Source organism: Nostoc sp. UHCC 0252, from assembly GCF_034931145.1.
GTDB lineage: Bacteria > Cyanobacteriota > Cyanobacteriia > Cyanobacteriales > Nostocaceae > Nostoc.
In genome coordinates this window covers 1-18933 of sequence record NZ_JAYGHE010000039.1, presented here as the reverse complement: position 1 = coordinate 18933, position 18933 = coordinate 1, and the positions used below count along the sequence as shown (strand labels likewise).

The 18933-nt window shown below is 43.9% G+C and carries 10 protein-coding genes; 1 reads left to right on the top strand and 9 read right to left on the bottom strand.

All coding sequences use genetic code 11. From position 1 onward, the window contains the following. Window positions 1-268: 268 nt before the first annotated feature. Window positions 269-829, bottom strand: coding sequence for a RidA family protein (locus VB732_RS20735; RefSeq protein ID WP_323232792.1), 561 nt, complete (start codon window positions 827-829; stop codon window positions 269-271). Window positions 830-980: 151 nt separating this feature from the next. On the opposite strand from VB732_RS20735, the gene VB732_RS20730 reads away from it, so the two are divergent. Further along, window positions 981-1154, top strand: a complete 174-nt coding sequence (locus VB732_RS20730) for a hypothetical protein (protein ID WP_323232791.1) — start codon at window positions 981-983, stop codon at window positions 1152-1154. A gap of 14 nt (window positions 1155-1168) precedes the next feature. Here VB732_RS20730 and VB732_RS20725 read toward each other — a convergent pair whose 3' ends face one another. From VB732_RS20725 to VB732_RS20690, 8 genes are all read right to left on the bottom strand, one after another. After that, window positions 1169-3643: an S-layer family protein gene (locus VB732_RS20725; RefSeq protein WP_323232790.1), complete on the bottom strand. Its 2475-nt coding sequence runs from the start codon at window positions 3641-3643 to the stop codon at window positions 1169-1171. Between the two features lie 77 nt (window positions 3644-3720). Then, window positions 3721-6183, bottom strand: coding sequence for an S-layer family protein (locus VB732_RS20720; protein ID WP_323232789.1), 2463 nt, complete (start codon window positions 6181-6183; stop codon window positions 3721-3723). Between the two features lie 123 nt (window positions 6184-6306). Further along, window positions 6307-9042 (bottom strand): S-layer family protein, encoded by a 2736-nt coding sequence (locus VB732_RS20715; protein ID WP_323232788.1) that lies wholly within the window; start codon window positions 9040-9042, stop codon window positions 6307-6309. A 64-nt stretch (window positions 9043-9106) separates the two neighbouring features. Beyond that, window positions 9107-11746, bottom strand: coding sequence for a filamentous hemagglutinin N-terminal domain-containing protein (locus VB732_RS20710; protein WP_416235763.1), 2640 nt, complete (start codon window positions 11744-11746; stop codon window positions 9107-9109). A 65-nt stretch (window positions 11747-11811) separates the two neighbouring features. Beyond that, on the bottom strand, window positions 11812-14250 hold the full coding sequence (locus tag VB732_RS20705; protein WP_416235760.1) for a filamentous hemagglutinin N-terminal domain-containing protein: 2439 nt from the start codon (window positions 14248-14250) through the stop codon (window positions 11812-11814). 67 nt (window positions 14251-14317) lie between these two features. Further along, window positions 14318-16027, bottom strand: a complete 1710-nt coding sequence (locus VB732_RS20700) for a ShlB/FhaC/HecB family hemolysin secretion/activation protein (protein WP_416235762.1) — start codon at window positions 16025-16027, stop codon at window positions 14318-14320. Between the two features lie 1043 nt (window positions 16028-17070). Next, entirely contained in the window at window positions 17071-18051 is a 981-nt protein-coding gene (locus VB732_RS20695) for a phosphatidylinositol-specific phospholipase C/glycerophosphodiester phosphodiesterase family protein (protein ID WP_323232785.1), read from the bottom strand. A 595-nt stretch (window positions 18052-18646) separates the two neighbouring features. Then, the coding region (locus tag VB732_RS20690; protein WP_323232784.1) for a dihydroxy-acid dehydratase at window positions 18647-18933 on the bottom strand (287 nt) is incomplete at its 5' end.

Sequence of the window (18933 nt, the reverse complement as noted above, 5' to 3'; positions counted from 1 at the left end):
GCTTAAGTTGACACCAATGGGCACTGCCGTGCCCTTACGGGTGTACTCACGTAAACGAGAACCGCTATAACGATTCTTAATTGCATGAAATACAGACCTAATACCATTTTCAAAAATCTGTACAACATCATGAATCGGCTGTAAGGACGTACAGTTAATTGTACGCTCCTACGCATGTATTTGTATCAGCTATGTTGTGAATTTGAATGTTCGTAATGACAACTCATTAGCCGGAAATGAGATGAGAGGGTTATGTTGGAATCAGCCCTTAATTAGGTTTTTCTGGAATTACTGCATAAGCATCAATTTCAAACAACATACCATCAAGTGCAAGTCTAGGAACAGGAATAAGAGTGTTTGCAGGTGGTTTATAACCCCACAAACTCATAATTTCACGTCCTAATGGGATCAATTTAGTTTGGTCATAATCCACTATAAGAATAGTAGTTTTTGCAACATCGCTTGGTTGTGCGCCAACTGCTTCTAAAGCAAAACGGAGGTTTTTAAAAGCCTGTATTAACTGCTGTTCAAAGTCAGCGGAGACAAGATTTCCTTGCAAATCCGAACCAAATTGACCAGAAATATAAACGGTTCTCGTTCTTGGTGGTGTAATCGCTATGTGACTATAGCCATTTTGGGTTGCATTATATAGTGTTGGTGGGTTTACCAATTTCAACTCTTTGTTTTCTTTAGCGCTAGCGCCCACTTCCTTTTGTGTTCCCACCATCAAGGCGGTAGTTATGCCGCTACCTCCAAGCCACAAAAGTGCATTTCGTCGTGAAAAGTTCGTCACTAGCGAATTTACTGCACTGGTAATACGTCGAGTCATTAAAGCTCCTTAAATGTGAGTTTTTGTATTAGTTGACTGTAAATACATTTAAGCATTTTAGTGTATTTTTTTAATACAAAAATACCTCTAAAACTATGAGGATTAGATATAGTTTTGAGAATTATTGCCGGTATATTTATTTAGGCAAAAAATGTCTATAAGTATAAAATCCAAAACTGACGTAAAAACTCTCTGTATTCCTCGTCTCTCTGTGTTCTCTGCACGGCAGTCGCTCATGGGAGAAACCACGCCAGATGAAGCCGCCCAACGCACTGGCTCCCCAAGACGGCGCGGCCTTGTCTCTGTAGTTCGTTTATTTGGATAATTTATTAGAAGTCCCTAACTTTTAGAAACCGCAGCGCAACTTAACTGTGGCTGTATATATGTAGGAGATTGCGGCACAATTAATTCAACTTTGCCGTCAGAATTGCGATGCCAAGAAGTAGCTTGGACAAGAACTGGAGATTGGGAAATTTGTGCTGTAGCTGCGCTAGTTTTGCGGTATGCAGAGATATCTCGCACATCATTCCAAGTGCGATCGCTCCCAACTTGCTGATTAGGATTTTGCGGTATTCCACCCCTTCCCGTTGCCACAAATTTACTGTCTTGATTACTCCCGCAACCTGTAGCAATTTGCTGGGATGGATCGGTGACATTTACTGGTAGTTCGACTAAGCCGGAATTTGGATCAACACCGATAGTATTAACTTGAACTGTGCCACTTACCCCAAATTGGGAACTAGCAGTAATATCACTATCAGGTGTGAGTTGGTTGCGGAACTTCAGCCCAAAGATGCCTTGAGTAGTGATTTGGATATTACCACCTCTGCCTTGTACTGCATTGGCAATAATGTCGCTGTTTTTTAAGCCGATGATGATGGGTGCATTGATATTTATATTACCTCCATTCCCTGAACCGCCAGCTGTTGAGGTTATCTGGCTATTCTCTTGCAGAAGCAACAAATTTTCGGTCGACAATTTAATATCGCCACCATTACCGGAGTCTGTTTGTGCTTGAATAAACCCTTGATTCTTTAATTGGATGGTATCTGCACTAATATTAATATTGCCACCATTTCCACTACCTTGACTGGTGACACTGATTGTCCCGCCATTCGTCAGCGTTAAGTTCGGTGTGGTAATGCTCACAGTGCCGGCATTCGCTGTTAATATATCTGGCAAACCAAATCGTTTCCGCAATGACGGATCGGGTCGGATGGTGGAGGCGTTAATGCTACTATTAGTTGCCCGACCTTGACCACTGATGACGATCGCTTCGGTAGCATTGATGCTCAAATCTCCCCCATTACCTGCAAAAAATGAGGTGGTAGCAACTGCTCCCCCATCCAAAATTTGCAATTTCGCAGTATCTAGGGTCAAGGTTTTGGCACTTCCGGTTGCAAATGTAGTTGAGCTAATGTTGCTGTAAAGTCCAGACGGACTTTCTCCCATCACCGTGGTGTTGGTGTTGCGAATCATCACTTTACCGCTAGAACCACTGCCAAAGGTAGCCGAAGATAGTGAAGCACCGCTTGATACTAGTAGACTATTACCATTGACGAAAAGATCACCAGCATTCCCAGTGCCTAGCGTAGTAGTGTTAACTGTGGTGACATCAGCAGGATTATTGGCTGAAAAGCCAGACAGTTCAATGGCGGTTGCATCAATGTAAATATTGCCACTGGGAGCTGCTCCAAGAGTTGTGGTATTCAACCCCGCTCCCGATTTGATAGTGAAGTTGGGAGTAAGAACGCTGATATTCCCACTAGCTCCCATACCAAAAGCATTACTACGCACTCCGCTCTGAATTGCGCCATCAGCTGTTTTGGCAATTAGATTAATGGACTCTGTAGCCTGAAGGCGAATGTCACCACCGGGGAGATTGCCAAAATTTTGTGCCAGTACCAGAGAGCCATCAGTGAACTGAATTTGCCTACCCTGAATTTGAACCGAACCTGCATTCACGCCACTGATATCTAATAGCGATCGCTGTGTAAGCTGAATATCACCAAAGCTTTGTACATCCCCATATCCCAGTGTATACCCCTGTGCGGTTGGTATCAGCTTTACCAATGCTGCACCGCTTACACTACCCAATTCAACTCGCCCTTTTTCAGCGATCAGGTTTGCCCCATTTAGATGTATGTCGCCACCCACTAAAGCTAGAGTGTTTCCCGGCTGTACCCGCAGTTTTGTAGCACTGGGAATCTGAATCGGGGGAGCTAGAGTCAATCCACTGGGATTGGTCAAAGTATGTCCTGTCCCTTGAACAGTGATTGATGCGGGATTACTACCCAGTTGCAACCCAATGGGAACATTGATACTCAACAACGGGGCAGATTCAGAATTAATTACACTAAACTCAGCACCATCGACAAATTTAATACTGCTGGCAGTGCTACCAATAAACGAACCCCCAATGTTTAGTTGGGCATTGGCTCCAAAGATTATCCCACTAGGGTTGATCAAGAACAGACTAACGGGGTTGTTGCCGTTAATCGTCTGAATCAAGCCATCAATGTTAGAGATATTACCGCCAGTAACACGGCTGAAGATGGTAGAAATGTTGGGCGTGTTTAGTAAATCAAAAGTAGCCGAACCACCAGTAAGAACCGAAAACTGCTGGAAACTGTGAAATAAGTTACTGTTGGCGGCACTACCATTAGTAATGGTGAAGTTATTACCGCTTTGGGAGACAGTAGTATTGAGGGTGCCATCAGGAGTTAGCTGGGCACTCACAGAGGCACACCAAAGGAGCATCCCACCTGTCAGCATTAAATTAATCAACCCCCAGCAAACAGAAGGTGCTTTCATCGCTCACTTTCTATTAATAATATATATAGGGTTCCCTAAACTGTATTGTGTTTGAACACCATCAACAGTTTTAGTAGTCATCTTGCCGTAGGTGTTGCAATTGCTGGAACTTCAGTTTGTGCAGAACAGGTTAAATATGGTTGTAAATGGGTTGCTTGAGCCGCAATTAACTCAATTTTGCCTTGGGTGTTGCGATGCCAGGCAGTAGCTTGGACAAGAACTTCTGAAGATTTAGGTATTTGTGCTGTGATTTCGCTATTTTTGCGGTATGCAGAGATATCACGGATATCAGACCAAGTGCGATCGCTCGTCACTGCCTGCGTAGGATTTTGCGGCACACCACCCCGTCCTGTGGCAACAAATCGGCTACCTTGATTTGCAGAACAACCACTGGCTATTTGCTGCGATGAATCGGTAACATTCGCTGGTAATTCCACTAAGCCGGAATTTGGATCAACTCCAATAGTATTAACTTGGACAGTGCCACTTAACCCAAATTGTGAACTGGCGGTGATGTCACTATCAGGAGTGAGTTGGTCACGGAACTTTAGCCCAAAGATGTCTTGGGTGGTGATTTGAATATTGCCCCCCCTGCCTTTAATAGCATTAGCAATAATGTCACTGTCTTCTAATCCGGCGATGATGGGTGCATTAATCTTTATATTACCTCCATCACCATTATCGCCTGCTGTTGCAGCGATCGCGCTCTTGTGACGCAGCAGCAACAACTTTCCAACTTCTAAGGCGATATTACCCCCATTACCTGATTCTGTTTGTGCCTGGATACTTCCTTGACGGTCTAATCGGATGGTATTGGCTGTGATCTTGAGACTGCCACCATTGCCGCTACCTTGACTAGTGACACTGACTGTTCCGCCATCTGTCACCGTCAGGTTCGGTGTGGTAATGCTCACACTGCCGGCATTCGCCGTGAGTTTATCTGGCAGACCAAATCTCTGCCGCAGTTGTGGAATTAGTCGAGTCGTAGAAGAGTTGATACTGCTGTTATTGTTCCGACTGCGACCACTGATCTCGATAAATTCTGTGGCGTTAATGCTTATATCTCCCCCATTACCTGCAAAAAATGTGGAAGTGGCAACTGCTCCCCCATCCAGAATCTGTAACCTGGCGGTATCTAGAGTCAAAGTTTTGGCGTTTCCTGTTGCAAATGTAGTTGAGCTAATGTTGCTATATGGCCCGGCGGGGCTTTGTCCCATCACAGTGGTGTGATGAGCGCGAATTGCTACTTTACCACTGGAGCCACTACCAAATGTAGCTGAAATCAGTGATCCACCATTTGACACCAGTAAACTATTGGCATTGACGGAGATATCGCCAGCGTTCCCAGAACCATAGACAGAAGTAGAAAGGGTCGTAACGTTACTTGGATTAATTGGTGAGAAACCAGACAGTTCAATCGCTGTTGCATCGATGTGGATATTGCCACTGGGAGCCACTCCAACTGAAATACTATTCAACCCTCCTCCAGCCTGGAGGGTAAGCCGGGGAGTAATTACACTGATGTTCCCACTAGCTCCGACACCCACAGCTTCAGTACGCACCCCACTGCGAATTGTGCTATCAGATGTTGTGCCAATCAAATCAATCGCCTCTGTAGCCTGAAGGCGAATGTCGCCGCCGGGGAGATTGCCTAAATTTCGCGCCAGCACCAGAGAGCCATCGGTAAATTGAATTTGCCTACCCTGAATTTGAACGGAACCTGCATTCACGCCACTGATATCTAATAGCGATCGCTGTGTAAGCTGAATATCACCAAACTTTTGCCCATCTTCATATCCCAAAGTATACCCCTGTGCTGTTGGGATCAAACTAACCAATCCTGCACTACTCACACTGCCTAATTCTACTTGCCCTTGCTTGGCTGTCAGAGTTGCCCCATTCAGATTCAGATTGCCACCCACCAAAGCTAGAGTTTTTCCAGGCTGTACCCGCAATTCTGTCGCACTCGGATTTTGAGTGACAAGAGGCCGTCCAGCGATATTAGTTAAGGAGTGTCCTGTGCCTTGAACGGTGATTGATGCCGGATTACTACCCATTTGCAATCCAATAGGAACATTGATACTTAATAAGGGGTTCGCTTGGGGATTAATAGCGTTAAATTCAGCACCATCACTAAATTTAATGCTCTGAGCAGTTGTCCCAATAAAGGAGCCGCCAATATTAAGTTGGGCATTTGCACCGAAAATTATCCCACTGGGATTAAGCAAAAATAAATTAGCGCTACCATTGGCTTTAATTAAACCATCAATGTTGGAAACACTCCCACCAGTGACGCGACTGAAGATATTCTGCACATCTGCGGCGTTGTTGAAGATTGCCGTGTCACCCGTAGGTATGGAGAAATTACTGAAACTGTGAAATAAATTATTACCTTTTTGTGTACCGTTAAGAATATTAAAATTATTACCGCTTTGGTTAACAATGGTGTTAGTTGTACCATCGGATGTCACCTGAGCGTTGGCGGAGCCACTCCAAGGGAGTATCGCGCAGCCACTCCAAAGGAGTATGGCCGATAGCATTATCCCTGGAGATAATAACCCGCTTGTTAAAAGAAATACAAAGGGTACAACTCTCATCACCAAAAACTTCCTTTAACTGATTTCAAGTTAGAGTTCCCATTTAGGGCATGGTTAATAACATGACTAACTTTTAGAAACCGCAGCACAGGTTAATGGTTGTTGCGCCTGAGTAGGAGATTTATCTGTAATTAATTCGATTTTGCCTTGGGCATTACGATGCCAAGAAGTAGCTTGGATCAGAACTTCTGAAGATTGGGTTATTTGTGGTGTAACAGAGCTATTTTTGCGGTATGCAGAGATATCACGGATATCAGACCAGGTGCGATCGCTCATCACTTCTTGCGTTGGATTTTGTGGTATTCCACCCCGTCCTGTGGCAACAAATCGGCTACCTTCATTTGCAGAACAACCACTGGCTATTTGTTGCGATGAATCGGTGACATTTGCTGGTAGTTCAACTAAGCCAGAATTTGGATCGACACCGATAGTATTAACTTGAACAGTGCCGCTTACCCCAAATTGCGAACTGGCGGTAATGTCACTATCGGCAGTGAGTTGGTCACGGAATTCTAATCCGAAGATGCCTTGAGTAGTGATTTGGATGTTGCCGCCTTGTCCAAGTACAGCATTCGCCGAAATGTCGCTGTTTTCTTCGGGGACAGCAATAACAGATGCCGCACTGATTTCAATATTGCCTCCTGTGGAAGCACCACGGGCATTAGTGATAATACTACTGCCACGCCGCAGCAAGAGAAAATCACTTGCTTGAAGACGGATGTTACCACGGCTACCTCCATTCACTTCGGCCCGTAGGTTTGCTCCATTATCCAAAAAGATATTACGGGCGTTGATATTGAGATTACCTGCATCCCCTGTTCCAAAATTGCTGACGGTAATTTCTGCCCCATCACGAACACTCAAGCTGTCAGTTGTGATATTTACTGACCGAGCAGTAAAGCTATTGGCTGCGGACGCTGTGATCGTACTGGGCAGTATCCGACCATCGGATAAAGTTTCAGAAAGACCTTGCACATCAATATCATTAACGTTTAAAGTTACACTACCAGCAGATCCTTGACCCACACTAGATGAAGTGATCTGTCCACCTTTGAATACGCGTAAGCTTTCAGCTTGTAGATTGATATTGCCACCATCACCAACCGCATCTTCACTGACTGCCACAGTGATGCCACTGACTGTATTACTAAAACTATCGATCACTGGGTTACTGACTTCCACATTTCGAGCCTGAATCGCTATATTCCCGGCCTTGCCAGTACCTGATAGCTCACTAGCGATCGCTCCACCATCTGTGACACGCAGATTTCCTGTGTTAATAGTAATATTGCCAGCTTCACCTTGAGCAAAAGCTTGAATTGAACTAATGATAGCACCAGTCAATCCCCCAGGCGTAGTTCCATTAATTTCCAGAGACTCGCTAGCTTGAATAGAGATATCTCCAGAATTACCGATAGTAGTTGAGTTTAAACCAGAAGATGGAAAACCTATTATACTTGCACTAATACGTCCACCGTTCAGCAGACGAACTTGATTAGCTTCAATGGTGATAGTACCGCTATTATTTCTTTTGCCACCATTAACTAAGGTGGTAATAGCACTAGGTCGAAAATTAGCAACTCCAGTAAAAGTATTGGCAAATGGGTTATACCCACTCACTTCCACGTCCTTAGCAAGAACAGTAATGTTGCCTGTAGTAGTGTCGTTGATGGGAACAACTCTGAAAGTCGAGAAATCGAAGGCAAAACCATTGTTGATAGATTGCAACCAAGCTCCATTCTGAATCCGTAAACTTTCAGTCTCGATGGTAATATCTCCCGCCTTTGCCCCACTTCCAGATACAGTAGTGAATAATCCAGGGGTGTCATAATTTTGTGAATTTGATACTCCCAACAAATCAATAAATTCAGTGGTTTTGACTGTGATTCCTTGTCCTTGTCCAAATGCTCCCGTAGCTGAAGTAATGCCCGAACCATCCTGAAGTGTCAAACCGCGGCCACGGATGTTAATAGCTCCTCCATTTACTCCACTGGTATTGATATATGAGGCTTGTTTGAGGGAAATTAGTCCCCAGTCAGCTGTTGCAGGGCTAGTTAGTTGTAATCCTGTTTGATTATTCAATCCTACCTCTGCATTCCGCAATGCCCATAATTCAAATCTGCCGTCTGGATTGGCAAGGCTTGTTTGATTAATATCAATTTCACTACCAACTAATGCAACGGTTTGAGCCTTAAAACTTTGTGCGGGGCGAAACAAGAAATTAAGGGCTGGTCTGCCTTGGGTGCGAATTGCTCCAGCATTACTTCCTAGTTGTAGTCCCACAGGCACACTCATGCTTAATAAGGGTGGTGTTGTATTCTCGGTGGCATAAAACTGGAAGCCGTCAGCAAATTTGATGCTATTCGCCGTCGTCCCTACAAACGAACCGCCAATATTTAAGCTGGCATTTTGACCAAATACAATACCATTAGGATTCATCAAAAATAAACTGACTGGGTTATTGCTACTGAGCGTCCGAATCAACCCATCTATACTAGAAACATTACCGCCAGTGACTCGACTAAATATCGTTGTAATATTTGGTGTGTTCGTTACATCAAAGGTTGCGCTGCCACCTGTCGGTACTGAGAAATTACTGAAGCTATGAAATAAATTATTTCCTTTATCAATACCATTGAGAATAGTAAAATCATTACCAATGGCGTTGACGGTAGTGTTAGTTGTGCCATCCGATGTTACCTGAGCCAAGGCCGATGATATGCCTGAAGTGAAAAATCCAGTGGTCAATGCTGTTAATAACAATTGAAACCAAAGGTTTGATTCTTTGTAGTTAATTCTCATCACCAATACCTTGATTGAACTCGTTAAAGTTAAAGTGCCCTTAAAGGTATGAAAAATCACATTATTAAATTTGAGGAACAGCAGTACAGGTTAATGCTGGTTGTACCTGATTCGGAGAGTTATTTGCAACCAGTTCAATTTTGCCTTGGGCGTTGCGATGCCAAGAAGTAGCAGAGACAAGCACTTGTGAAGATTGAGGTATTTGGGCTTGTGCTGGTTGTGTTTTGTGGAATGTAGAGATATCACGGAGATCAGACCAAGTGCGATCGCTGGTAACATCTTGATTGGGATTTTGTGGTACACCACCCCGTCCCGTGGCAACAAAACTAGTACTATTATTAGTAGAACAACCACTAGCGATTTGCTGAGATGGGTCGGTGAGATTTTCTGGCAATTCGACTAACCCAGAATTTGGATCGACACCAATATTATTAATTTGCACAGTCCCATTGATATTGAATTGGGAACTAGCGGTAATGTCATTTGTCAAAACTTCTCTAGGATTTAGAAGATTACCATACTTCAAACCAATGATTCCCTGAGTTGCGATGTGAATATTACCACCCCTTCCTTGCACTGCATTGGCAATAATGTCACTGTTTTCTAAACCGACAATGTTGGGGGCGTTAATCGTAATATTACCCCCATTGCCACCGGCTTCTGCACTGATGAAACTGCCATAACGCATCAGTAAGACATCACGCACTTGCAAGTCAATATTACCTCCTTCGCCTGCATTGGCTTCAGAACGAAGCTTACTGGCTTGATCCAACTTCAGATAATTAGCCTGAATGAGCATATTACCGGCATTTCCTGTACCTTTGCCGCTAACTACAATTTCGCCGCGATCGCTCAGACTCAATTTCTCCGTAGTCAGATGTACCGAACCCGCAACACCAGGGCCTGTAGAAGAGGCATACAACCCACTGGGGCCAGTAGCATCCAGCGAGTAAAGTAGTTGGCCATTTGGTAGTTGACTGACACCTGCAATATTAACAGAATTGGCTTGAATAAAAATATTTCCAGCTTTACCATAGGTTTCAGTTGAGGTGGAAATTCGTCCTCCGTCAAGTAAGTTGAGCTTACCAACATTAAAAGTAATGTTGCCACCTTCTCCTTTACCTAGACTAATCAGTTTTTCAGTAGCAAAATCGTAGTTACCGTTTGTTGATGCAAAAAATCTGGTTGCAACTCCAGTTGACGAACTCCCACCCAAAGTTACTTCGTCAGCATTAACAATAATATCACCCGATATACCTTCACCATAAGTACCAGTCCGAATACTAGGGCCATTCAAAACCTCTAGTTTTCCGACATTGAGAATTATATCTCCACCCCTGCCTGTGGCATTTTCACGGATGCTGGTACTCATCCCTGTCAAAAATGCAGGTTCATTTGTTGCAGTTTCGCCTGTTACACTTAAGTTCTTGGCTGTGACGATAATGTTGCCACCATCACCAGTTCCTCTGGCGGTAGCACGCAATTCAGCCCCGTCTCGAATGTTGACTTGTGTAGCATCAATTTTGACATTACCACCCCGACCCTGAGAACCATTCATGGTATTGGATGCCAGGGTACTCACACTAAATCGCTCTTTTGTCGGTGTATAGATTGCCTCCCCAATCACATTGACAGTTTTAGCCTTAACTGTAATATTGCCCGCATCGCCAATTCCATAAGCACGGGTGTTAATTTGTGCGCCATTTAAAACATTGAGAAGAGGTGTTTCAATGGTAACATCACCGCCCCGTCCCCTAGCTGTTGGTTGGGAGTAAGCTGCAATTGCAGTATTAGAAAGGGCTGGCTGACCAATTAGCTCCAGAGATTCGGAGGCTTTGATGAGAATACCTTGTCCTGAGCCTGTGCCTAATGTGTGAGAAGTGATAGTTGAAGAGCCAAGCAAGGTAATTTTCTGCCCTTGGAGAGCGATCGCACCACCTTGGGTTCCACTTGTATCAACCTTGGCTGCGTTACTAAAGCTGATATTTTGGAACTGAGTTACACCATTGAAATCTAAGCTGAATCCAGCAGTGTTTACCGACAGTCCCACCAGATTATTTGCGGCGACGCTCCCTAATTCAACTCTTCCATTGGTAGCAGTAATTGTACTCTGATCAAAAGTTAAGTTATTTCCCACCAGTGCAAATGTATTTCTCGCTGGAATTGCTAATTTTGCCCCATAAAGGTTAATTGAACTGGAATTACTACCCATTTGTAAGCCAATTGGCACACTCATAGTCAACAATGTTGTGGCATTTGTATTCACAGCACCAAACTCAGCGCCATCAGCAAATTTGATGCTATTAGCAGTTGTCCCCACAAATGAACCACCAATATTTAATTTGGCATTGGCACCAAAAATAATTCCAGCAGGGTTAAGTAAGAAAAGATTAACACCGCTATTAGTGTTGATTGAACCATTAATATTGGAAACATTACCGCCAGTCACGCGACTAAAAATGTTTTGGATATTGGCATTATGGCTGAAAGTGGCAGAACCGTTGCTGGGAATAGAAAATTGGTTAAAGCTATGAAATAAATTATTGCCAACAATAGTACCGTCAGTGATTGTATAACTATTACTTCCAGACACAGCAGTGTTGAGAGTGCCATCAGGTGTGACTTGCCCTCGAACATTATTGTTGCCAATAGCAGATATACAAATTGCGCCAATTAAGCCTAAGTGAGCAAAAGTTATTTTTATCAACGGATTTATGATTTTGTGTTACGTATTCATTGTTCCTATCTTAGTGCTTTTTATAACGTTTATCAATGTGTGTGTATAGCCGTACAAGTTAATGTTGGTTGTACCTGATGAGGAGATTGATTAGCAATTAATTCAATTTTGCCTTGGGCATTACGTCGCCAGCTAGTCGCTTGGACAACTATTTCTGGAGATTTCGGGATTTGGGCTTTTACTGAGTGTGTTTGATAGAATGCAGAGATATCGCGGATATCAGACCAGGTGCGATCGCTAGTCACTTCCTGCGTAGGATTTTGCGGCACACCACCCCGTCCCGTGGCGACAAAGCGACTGCCTTGATTTGCAGAACAACCACTGGCTATTTGCTGCGATGAATCAGTGACATTCGCTGGTAGTTCCACTAAACCAGAATTGGGATCGATACCAATATTATTAACTTGAACCGTACCGTTAACCCCAAATTGGGAACTGGCAGTGATATCGTTTTCGGGAGTCAGTTGAGAACGATATTTCAACCCAATAATTCCTTGGGTAGTGATTTGAATATTGCCACCTTTTCCTTGGACTGCATTAGCAATAATGTCACTGTTTTCTAAACCCACGATGTTCGGAGCATTAAGCGTGATATTGCCACCATTACCACTGCCCCCTGCTTCTGCACTGATAAAGCTTCCATGACGCATCAGTAGTAGATCCCGCAGTTGTAAATTAGTGTTACCACCACCACCTGCTTTTGTGGATGCTGAAATACTGGCCCCATTATCGAGTCGTAGGGTGTTCGCCTGAATGTTTAAAGTACCAGCTTTACCAAAGCCAAGGTTTTGGACAAAAACTGTTGCACCATTACTGATGGTAAGAAGTGGGGTGTTAATCGTGGTGTTACCTGAAGTAGCTCTGGAAACTCCAAAAACAGGACGAACAGCAGTACCAATATAGCTGGGATTTTGTGCATCTTTGACACCATTCACATCAATCGATTCAGACGCATTGATAGTCAGTGAACCCGCATTTCCTGAAATTATGCTAGAAGCTGACACTCTGCCACCAGCTTGAACCGACAGCTTGCGGGTATCGATTTTTAAATCCCCTGCATTACCAGATCCGAATGTAGCAGTAGACAACAAACTAAAATACAAACCCTTTGGCGCTCCCTCATTTGTCACTTGAATTGTATCTGCCTTGACGATGAGATCGCCGCCATTACCTGAAGCGTAGGGTCTTGCTGCTATATTGCCGCCAGCTAAAATAGACAGGTTTTGAGTAGAGATGTCAACATTTCCACCTTTCCCAGTTCCATAGGAAGCGGCTAATATCTGGCTGACTGCTCGAAAAGCAGAAGGATCGCCAAATGCAAAACCATTCACCCGCATTTCATCAGTATTTATTGCAATATTGCCACCTGGTGCTGTGCTAAAGGTACGGTTTAAGATATACCCACCCCCGTCAATATTCAATTGTGGAGTGGTAACGATAATATTCCCTGCTGCACCTGGGGATATAGTTTCATTAATTAAACTGCTGGAACTTTTAAAATCAGGAGACTTGCCGATAATCTGGAGTGACTCTGTGGCATTGATTGCAATATCACCAGCAGTTTGGTTGCTGCGATTTTGCACTAATATCAGTGAACCATCTCGGATGCTGACCTGTTTACCCTGAATTTGGATGGCTCCTCCCCAATGCCCACTGAGGTCGCGTGTAGATGCTAAAGCTCGTTGGGTTATCTGAATATCGCCAAAACTCGAAGCATTAGGATAACTCAGCGCAAATCCTTCAGGGATGGAATTGAGGGCGACGCTGCCGTTAGTGATGCTACCCAGTTCTATTTGCCCTCCTGGTGCGGAGAGCAATCCTCCATCTAAGGCAACATTCCCACCCAGCAATGCCAGCGTCTTTCCAGGTTGCAACTGTAATCCTCTTGTACCGAGGTTTAATCCAGAAACTTGAAGTGAGTCGCCTAATTGAGCATTGTGTCCTGACCCTTGAACAACAATCGCACCTGGATTACTACCAAATTGCAAACCAATGGGAACATTCATGGTTAACAATGGAGCATTTTGGAGATTAATTGCGCTAAATTCAGCACCATCACTAAATTTAATGCTCTGAGCAGTTGTCCCAATAAAGGAGCCGCCAATATTCAGTTGGGCATTTGCACCGAAAATAATCCCACTGGGATTGAGCAGAAATAGATTAGCGCTACCATTGGCTTTAATTAAACCATCAATGTTAGAAACACTGCCTCCAGTAACGCGGCTGAAGATATTTTGCACATCTGCGGCATTGTTGAAAAAAGCCGAGCCGTTGCTAGGAACTGAAAATTGGCTGAAGCTGTGGAAAAGGTTGCTACCAACTTGATTACCATTGATGATAGTAAAGTTATTACCACTTTGAGAGACAGTAGTATTTAAAGTGCTATCAGGAATTACCTGGGCACTCACAGGCATTACTATCAACGGCACTATTCCAGCGCACAGAACCAACCAAATAGAGTTCGTTGTCATTGCCAAGCCTTTATTTATACCTTGCATTTTAGGTTGCCAAAAACGGTTTCGTTTTGAAACGATCGCTTTAAAATGGCGAATAGCGTACCGAAAAGTACAAACCATTTTCTTGGAGCGATCGCTTTTCACCATCCACTGAGATTAAAGGAATACCCCAATCTAGGCGAGCCGATAAGTCATCACCCTGTTTCCACAACAGCCCCAACCCGGTACTAACAAGGGTGCTGGGCGATGGATTTTCGCCGTTGACGTTCCAACCTTTACCCACATCAATGAATGGTGCCAGTTGCAGCACCCCGTCAATCTTTTTCGCGCGAACAATGGGGACTCGAAATTCTGCCGAAAACAACAGACCATTATCTGTAAGTAATGCGTCTTGACGATAGCCCCGGACACTTAGCTGTCCACCAAGACCAAATTGTTCTAAAGGTACTAAGGAATCTGCCGCTAATTGGAAATCGCCCCTAACTAAAAATAATGTGTCTGCTGCTAATTGTCGTACCCACTGCGCCTGTCCCCGCCATGCGAAAAAGCGGCTATCTGGTTCATTATCGCTGACATTTGCATCGAACCAATCTACGCCAAAACTCAATTGCGATCGCGCCGCAAACACATACTGGTTACTTCGCTGGGTATATTCTTGAAAAAAGCGCAAAGCCGAAATATTGGTTTTTCCGTTCTCGTCTGCACCTGGTGAGAGGCGAAACGGCCCAATATTATCAATACCCAACTCAGTTTGGCTTGACTGGCGCGAGAATGACAGCCCGACTGCCAACTCTTGGGTTGGTTTTTGTATCAGTGGTTGCCTATATCCGAATTCGTAAGACTGGGTATCTGATTGGATATCAAGGACACTGAATGGTTCTTCAATAACGTGGTTCCATCCCTGGCTAAAGCCAAAGGATACAGTGCCATTATGGGCATTAATCGGTAAGGTGTAATTGAGATTAATTGTATTACTGCCATCAGTATTGGCGTATCCCACGCTCAGGGTATCGCCCAAGCCCAATAAATTGGCTTCTTGCAGATCCACTCCTCGGCGAAAACTACCGACACTAGGCGATCGCCCATTATCTAGGCTTGCCGTCAGTTTAAAAGTGTCTGCTTCTTCAACCTCGACTTGCAACACATTAGTTCCTGAATTCACCCCTGTCTGCAATTCGGCTGACAGATTTTGGATGCGTGGATCGAGGCGGAGGAGTTGTAGTTTTTCTAGTAAGCGGGGTACGTTTAGGGGTTTGCCAGCACCTAGTTGGATGCGATCGCGAATGTATTTACTACTTAATCGTCTATTACCAATGATTTTGATTTCTTGCAGACTGCCTTCGATCACCTGAATCTTGACTGTTCCAGCTTCTAGTGTCTGCGGTGTAATCAATGCTCCTGTAGTCACATAACCGTTATCGGTGTAAAGCTTGGTAACTGCATCTTTGATTTGCAATAATTCTGCAAATGTCAATTCTTTTCCCACAAAGGGATTGGTAATCGCGGCAAATTGTTCTGGTTTGAAAACTGTACTACCAAGAACTTCAATGCGATCTACCCGAAATTTAGCATTAGAGTCAGAGTCATCCTGACTTGGAATTGACTCATCTGGTATTGTTGGCAAAGGAACCAATTGATTGTTATCTGTTGGCTTTGGCAACACATTAGCAGGTAAGGGAGTGGCAGGAACTTCTTCTAACCGACCGGATGGTAAAGTTTCAGGATTCGGAGTTTGGGCAATAGCCTGCTGATAATTACATAATACTGCTGCTAAAACAAACCCAAATGCCAGAGGTCGCAGTTCCGAGATAATACTTAGAGGATTGTTGAATCTTTGCTCCGTAGAGAATACTAGTTTAATACTAGATTTTTTAATAATAACTGGCTTCACTAACACCCTCCTCCTTAAATTTTACTAAAAAAGAATTCAGGTATCAGGAGCAAAGCCGGAAACGTTTTCTGTATTCTCCGGTCAGAATTCAGTTAATTATTCTGATCGAAAAAGCGGATAGCGTAGCGGTAGCAAGTCCGTGAGTGCCTAAATAAAGGGCATACTAGATAGGCTGATTTAGTAGCCTTGATTTTGACCGGAGCTTTCGGAGTCTCCGGCTCCGCTCCTGTTAGCGGATAGCTAAGGTTTAGCCCATTCTGACCTCTGAATTCTTTTTCAACTAGTCGATCCCCGATACAGAGTGTAACGAGCGATGCATCACTACTCATAATGGCTGTCTTTTTTACAGCTATCATCAGAGTAAATACTGCTTTTTGTTTTTTGTCCAAAATAGTAAAGTTAAGAGATTATTTACCCGTTTTGCCAAAAACTGCGTACTTTATAAAATATAATTTTGTACAAACAACGGTATTGAGTACGACAAACTAATTATTGTTGAGCCATATCTTTAATCAGTTAACTCTAAGTTTGTTCTGTTCCCTGGCTGGCGTAGAATTCACATCCAAAGTTCCGCCATGCTTTTTTACAAAAATAGAATAGACTGAGCGATCGCTAATTCTAATCCCCAACACCTTTTGTAGTAAAAGAAGCAAGGATTTCGCCCGCTAGTTAATTCTCAACAAGTTGAATTTAATGACAATCAATCATGAGAGAATTAAGCTTTAAAATAGGGAGATAGTGAAGGATGTGTGCGACAAGCCGCAAAGCGTCTACGCTCCGTCAAAAAGATAACGGGAATCAGGTTTAATCTTTCCTCTCTACAAGACGCTACTCGCGGTTGTGAAAATCGAGAGACTCAGATCCCAGACTTTTCAAAGAAGTCGGGGATCTTATTGTTCACGACTGATTTAGGGCTGCTATATATGCTTTATAGGTTTACCTTGTTAGCTTTGGGGGTTGATAAGAGATTGAGGCTGCCATCTGCGTTTAAGCAGCAGCGAGGTACCCAAAACAGCGAGGAGGGCGATACTCAACGATGACTCTGGTACTGCCTGTGTTTGGCGTGATTGGATGTACGTAGATAAACCAGTGAGATTATCAGTATTAATCAGATCGACATTGGCATCGTAGAGCGGTTCCCAAACGCTAGGTGCATCAATAGGCAGATTCCAAAAGCGCAGGATTTTGTTTTCACTATGTACCTGAGCCACGATATTGTCTAGGGCTGCCTTGGTGTCATCAGGGATGATGCCAAGACCGTCCCAAGCCAGATCACCATTGAAGAAAGTATTCCAGTTGCCACTAATTAGGGGGATGAACTCAGGTGTGATGCCCATACCGATATCGTCGGAACGACCATCGTAGGCGGCGTAGCGCAAATCTTGGGAAAGCATATAATCTCGTGGTCGATTACCTGAGATGATGACATTAACCGCTCCCTTTTGCGTGTCGTAGCCACCAAAGACGTTTTTGGTGTAAGTAGTGAACAGTCCGGGATTGTCAACTGCATAGTTGGTTAGAACATTGTGTAGGCGCTCGTAGGTTGAAACACCCTCACTCTTAATGTCAACCAACAAAAGTAGGGGTGTACCATCGGCGTAAATACCACCGTTGTTTACTTCAGAAGCCAAGTCTCGCAATGGTGTCAGGTATAAATCCTCAATCGTGGGCAGTGTCGTGGGTTCAGTCACTGGGTCGTGGGCAACACGCAACTGTGTGCCGTAAAGCCAGATATCAGCCTCAACACTTATGAAACCGTTGTGGAGGGCATCGAAGAGTGGGTATTCGTGTTCATAATCGTTATGAGCATGGGTGCGTGGTACAGACTTATCGAGCGGATCTATAATTGTATCGGCATAAGCTTGACCGACATAACAACTTGCTGCGATGACACCAACAGCCAATGTACGAATGAGACTTTTCATGGCATATCTTCTTTAAAGTCTCTCTCAAAATAATTGGCTTGTATCTTAGAGCGAGTTAAGCTTCGGTAATCTTTTTATTAAAAAGTTAGGTACTGCCGTATGCGATCGCAGCCCCTTTGGATCGCTGACTATTTAACTTTCCCTCGCTTGCATATTTTTAACTGAAATACTCTAGGACTAGCCCTTTCAAGGTGGGTACAAATTTTGGTGAAGAAACTCCTCTCTAACCTCTTACCTCTGTGTTCTCTGCGCCTCTGTGGTTAAATAAATTACTTTTAAAACGCAGGGTTACAGAAAACGCAGAGAGAAAAGAAGAGATTTTACGAGTCACCTTGAAAGGGCTAGTCCTGGTCTACTTTAGTAGACTTTCATTATTAGCCTTGGAATTGATTCCAATGCGGGTGTGGAGGCCAAGCGAGAAGCTATTTTTAGCTTAAGTTGACACCAATGCCCTCAAACCTTACCCGATGATCATTTATAGGACTTACGCAAAAATTACCGAAAAGCTTAATTTGTCGTTCGCGTAGCGTGCCGCAGGCATACCGCCAAGACGCCAAGAACGCCAAGAATTCGTAGAGTGTGCGTAAGTCCTAATTTAAAACAAATCCAAATCTGTGACAGCACCAAGACTGCTAGAAGATACCAGTTTTGCATATTTGGCCAACACACCTTTAGTATAACGGGGGGTGGGAGGTTGCCAATTAGCACGGCGACGGGCTAATTCTGATTCAGATATATTCAACTGCAATAAACGAGCAGGTGCATCAATGGTAATACTATCACCTTCTTCTACAAGCGCGATCGCACCACCAACTGCTGCTTCTGGAGCCACATGACCAACCACCATGCCATAAGTACCCCCAGAAAAGCGTCCGTCGGTAA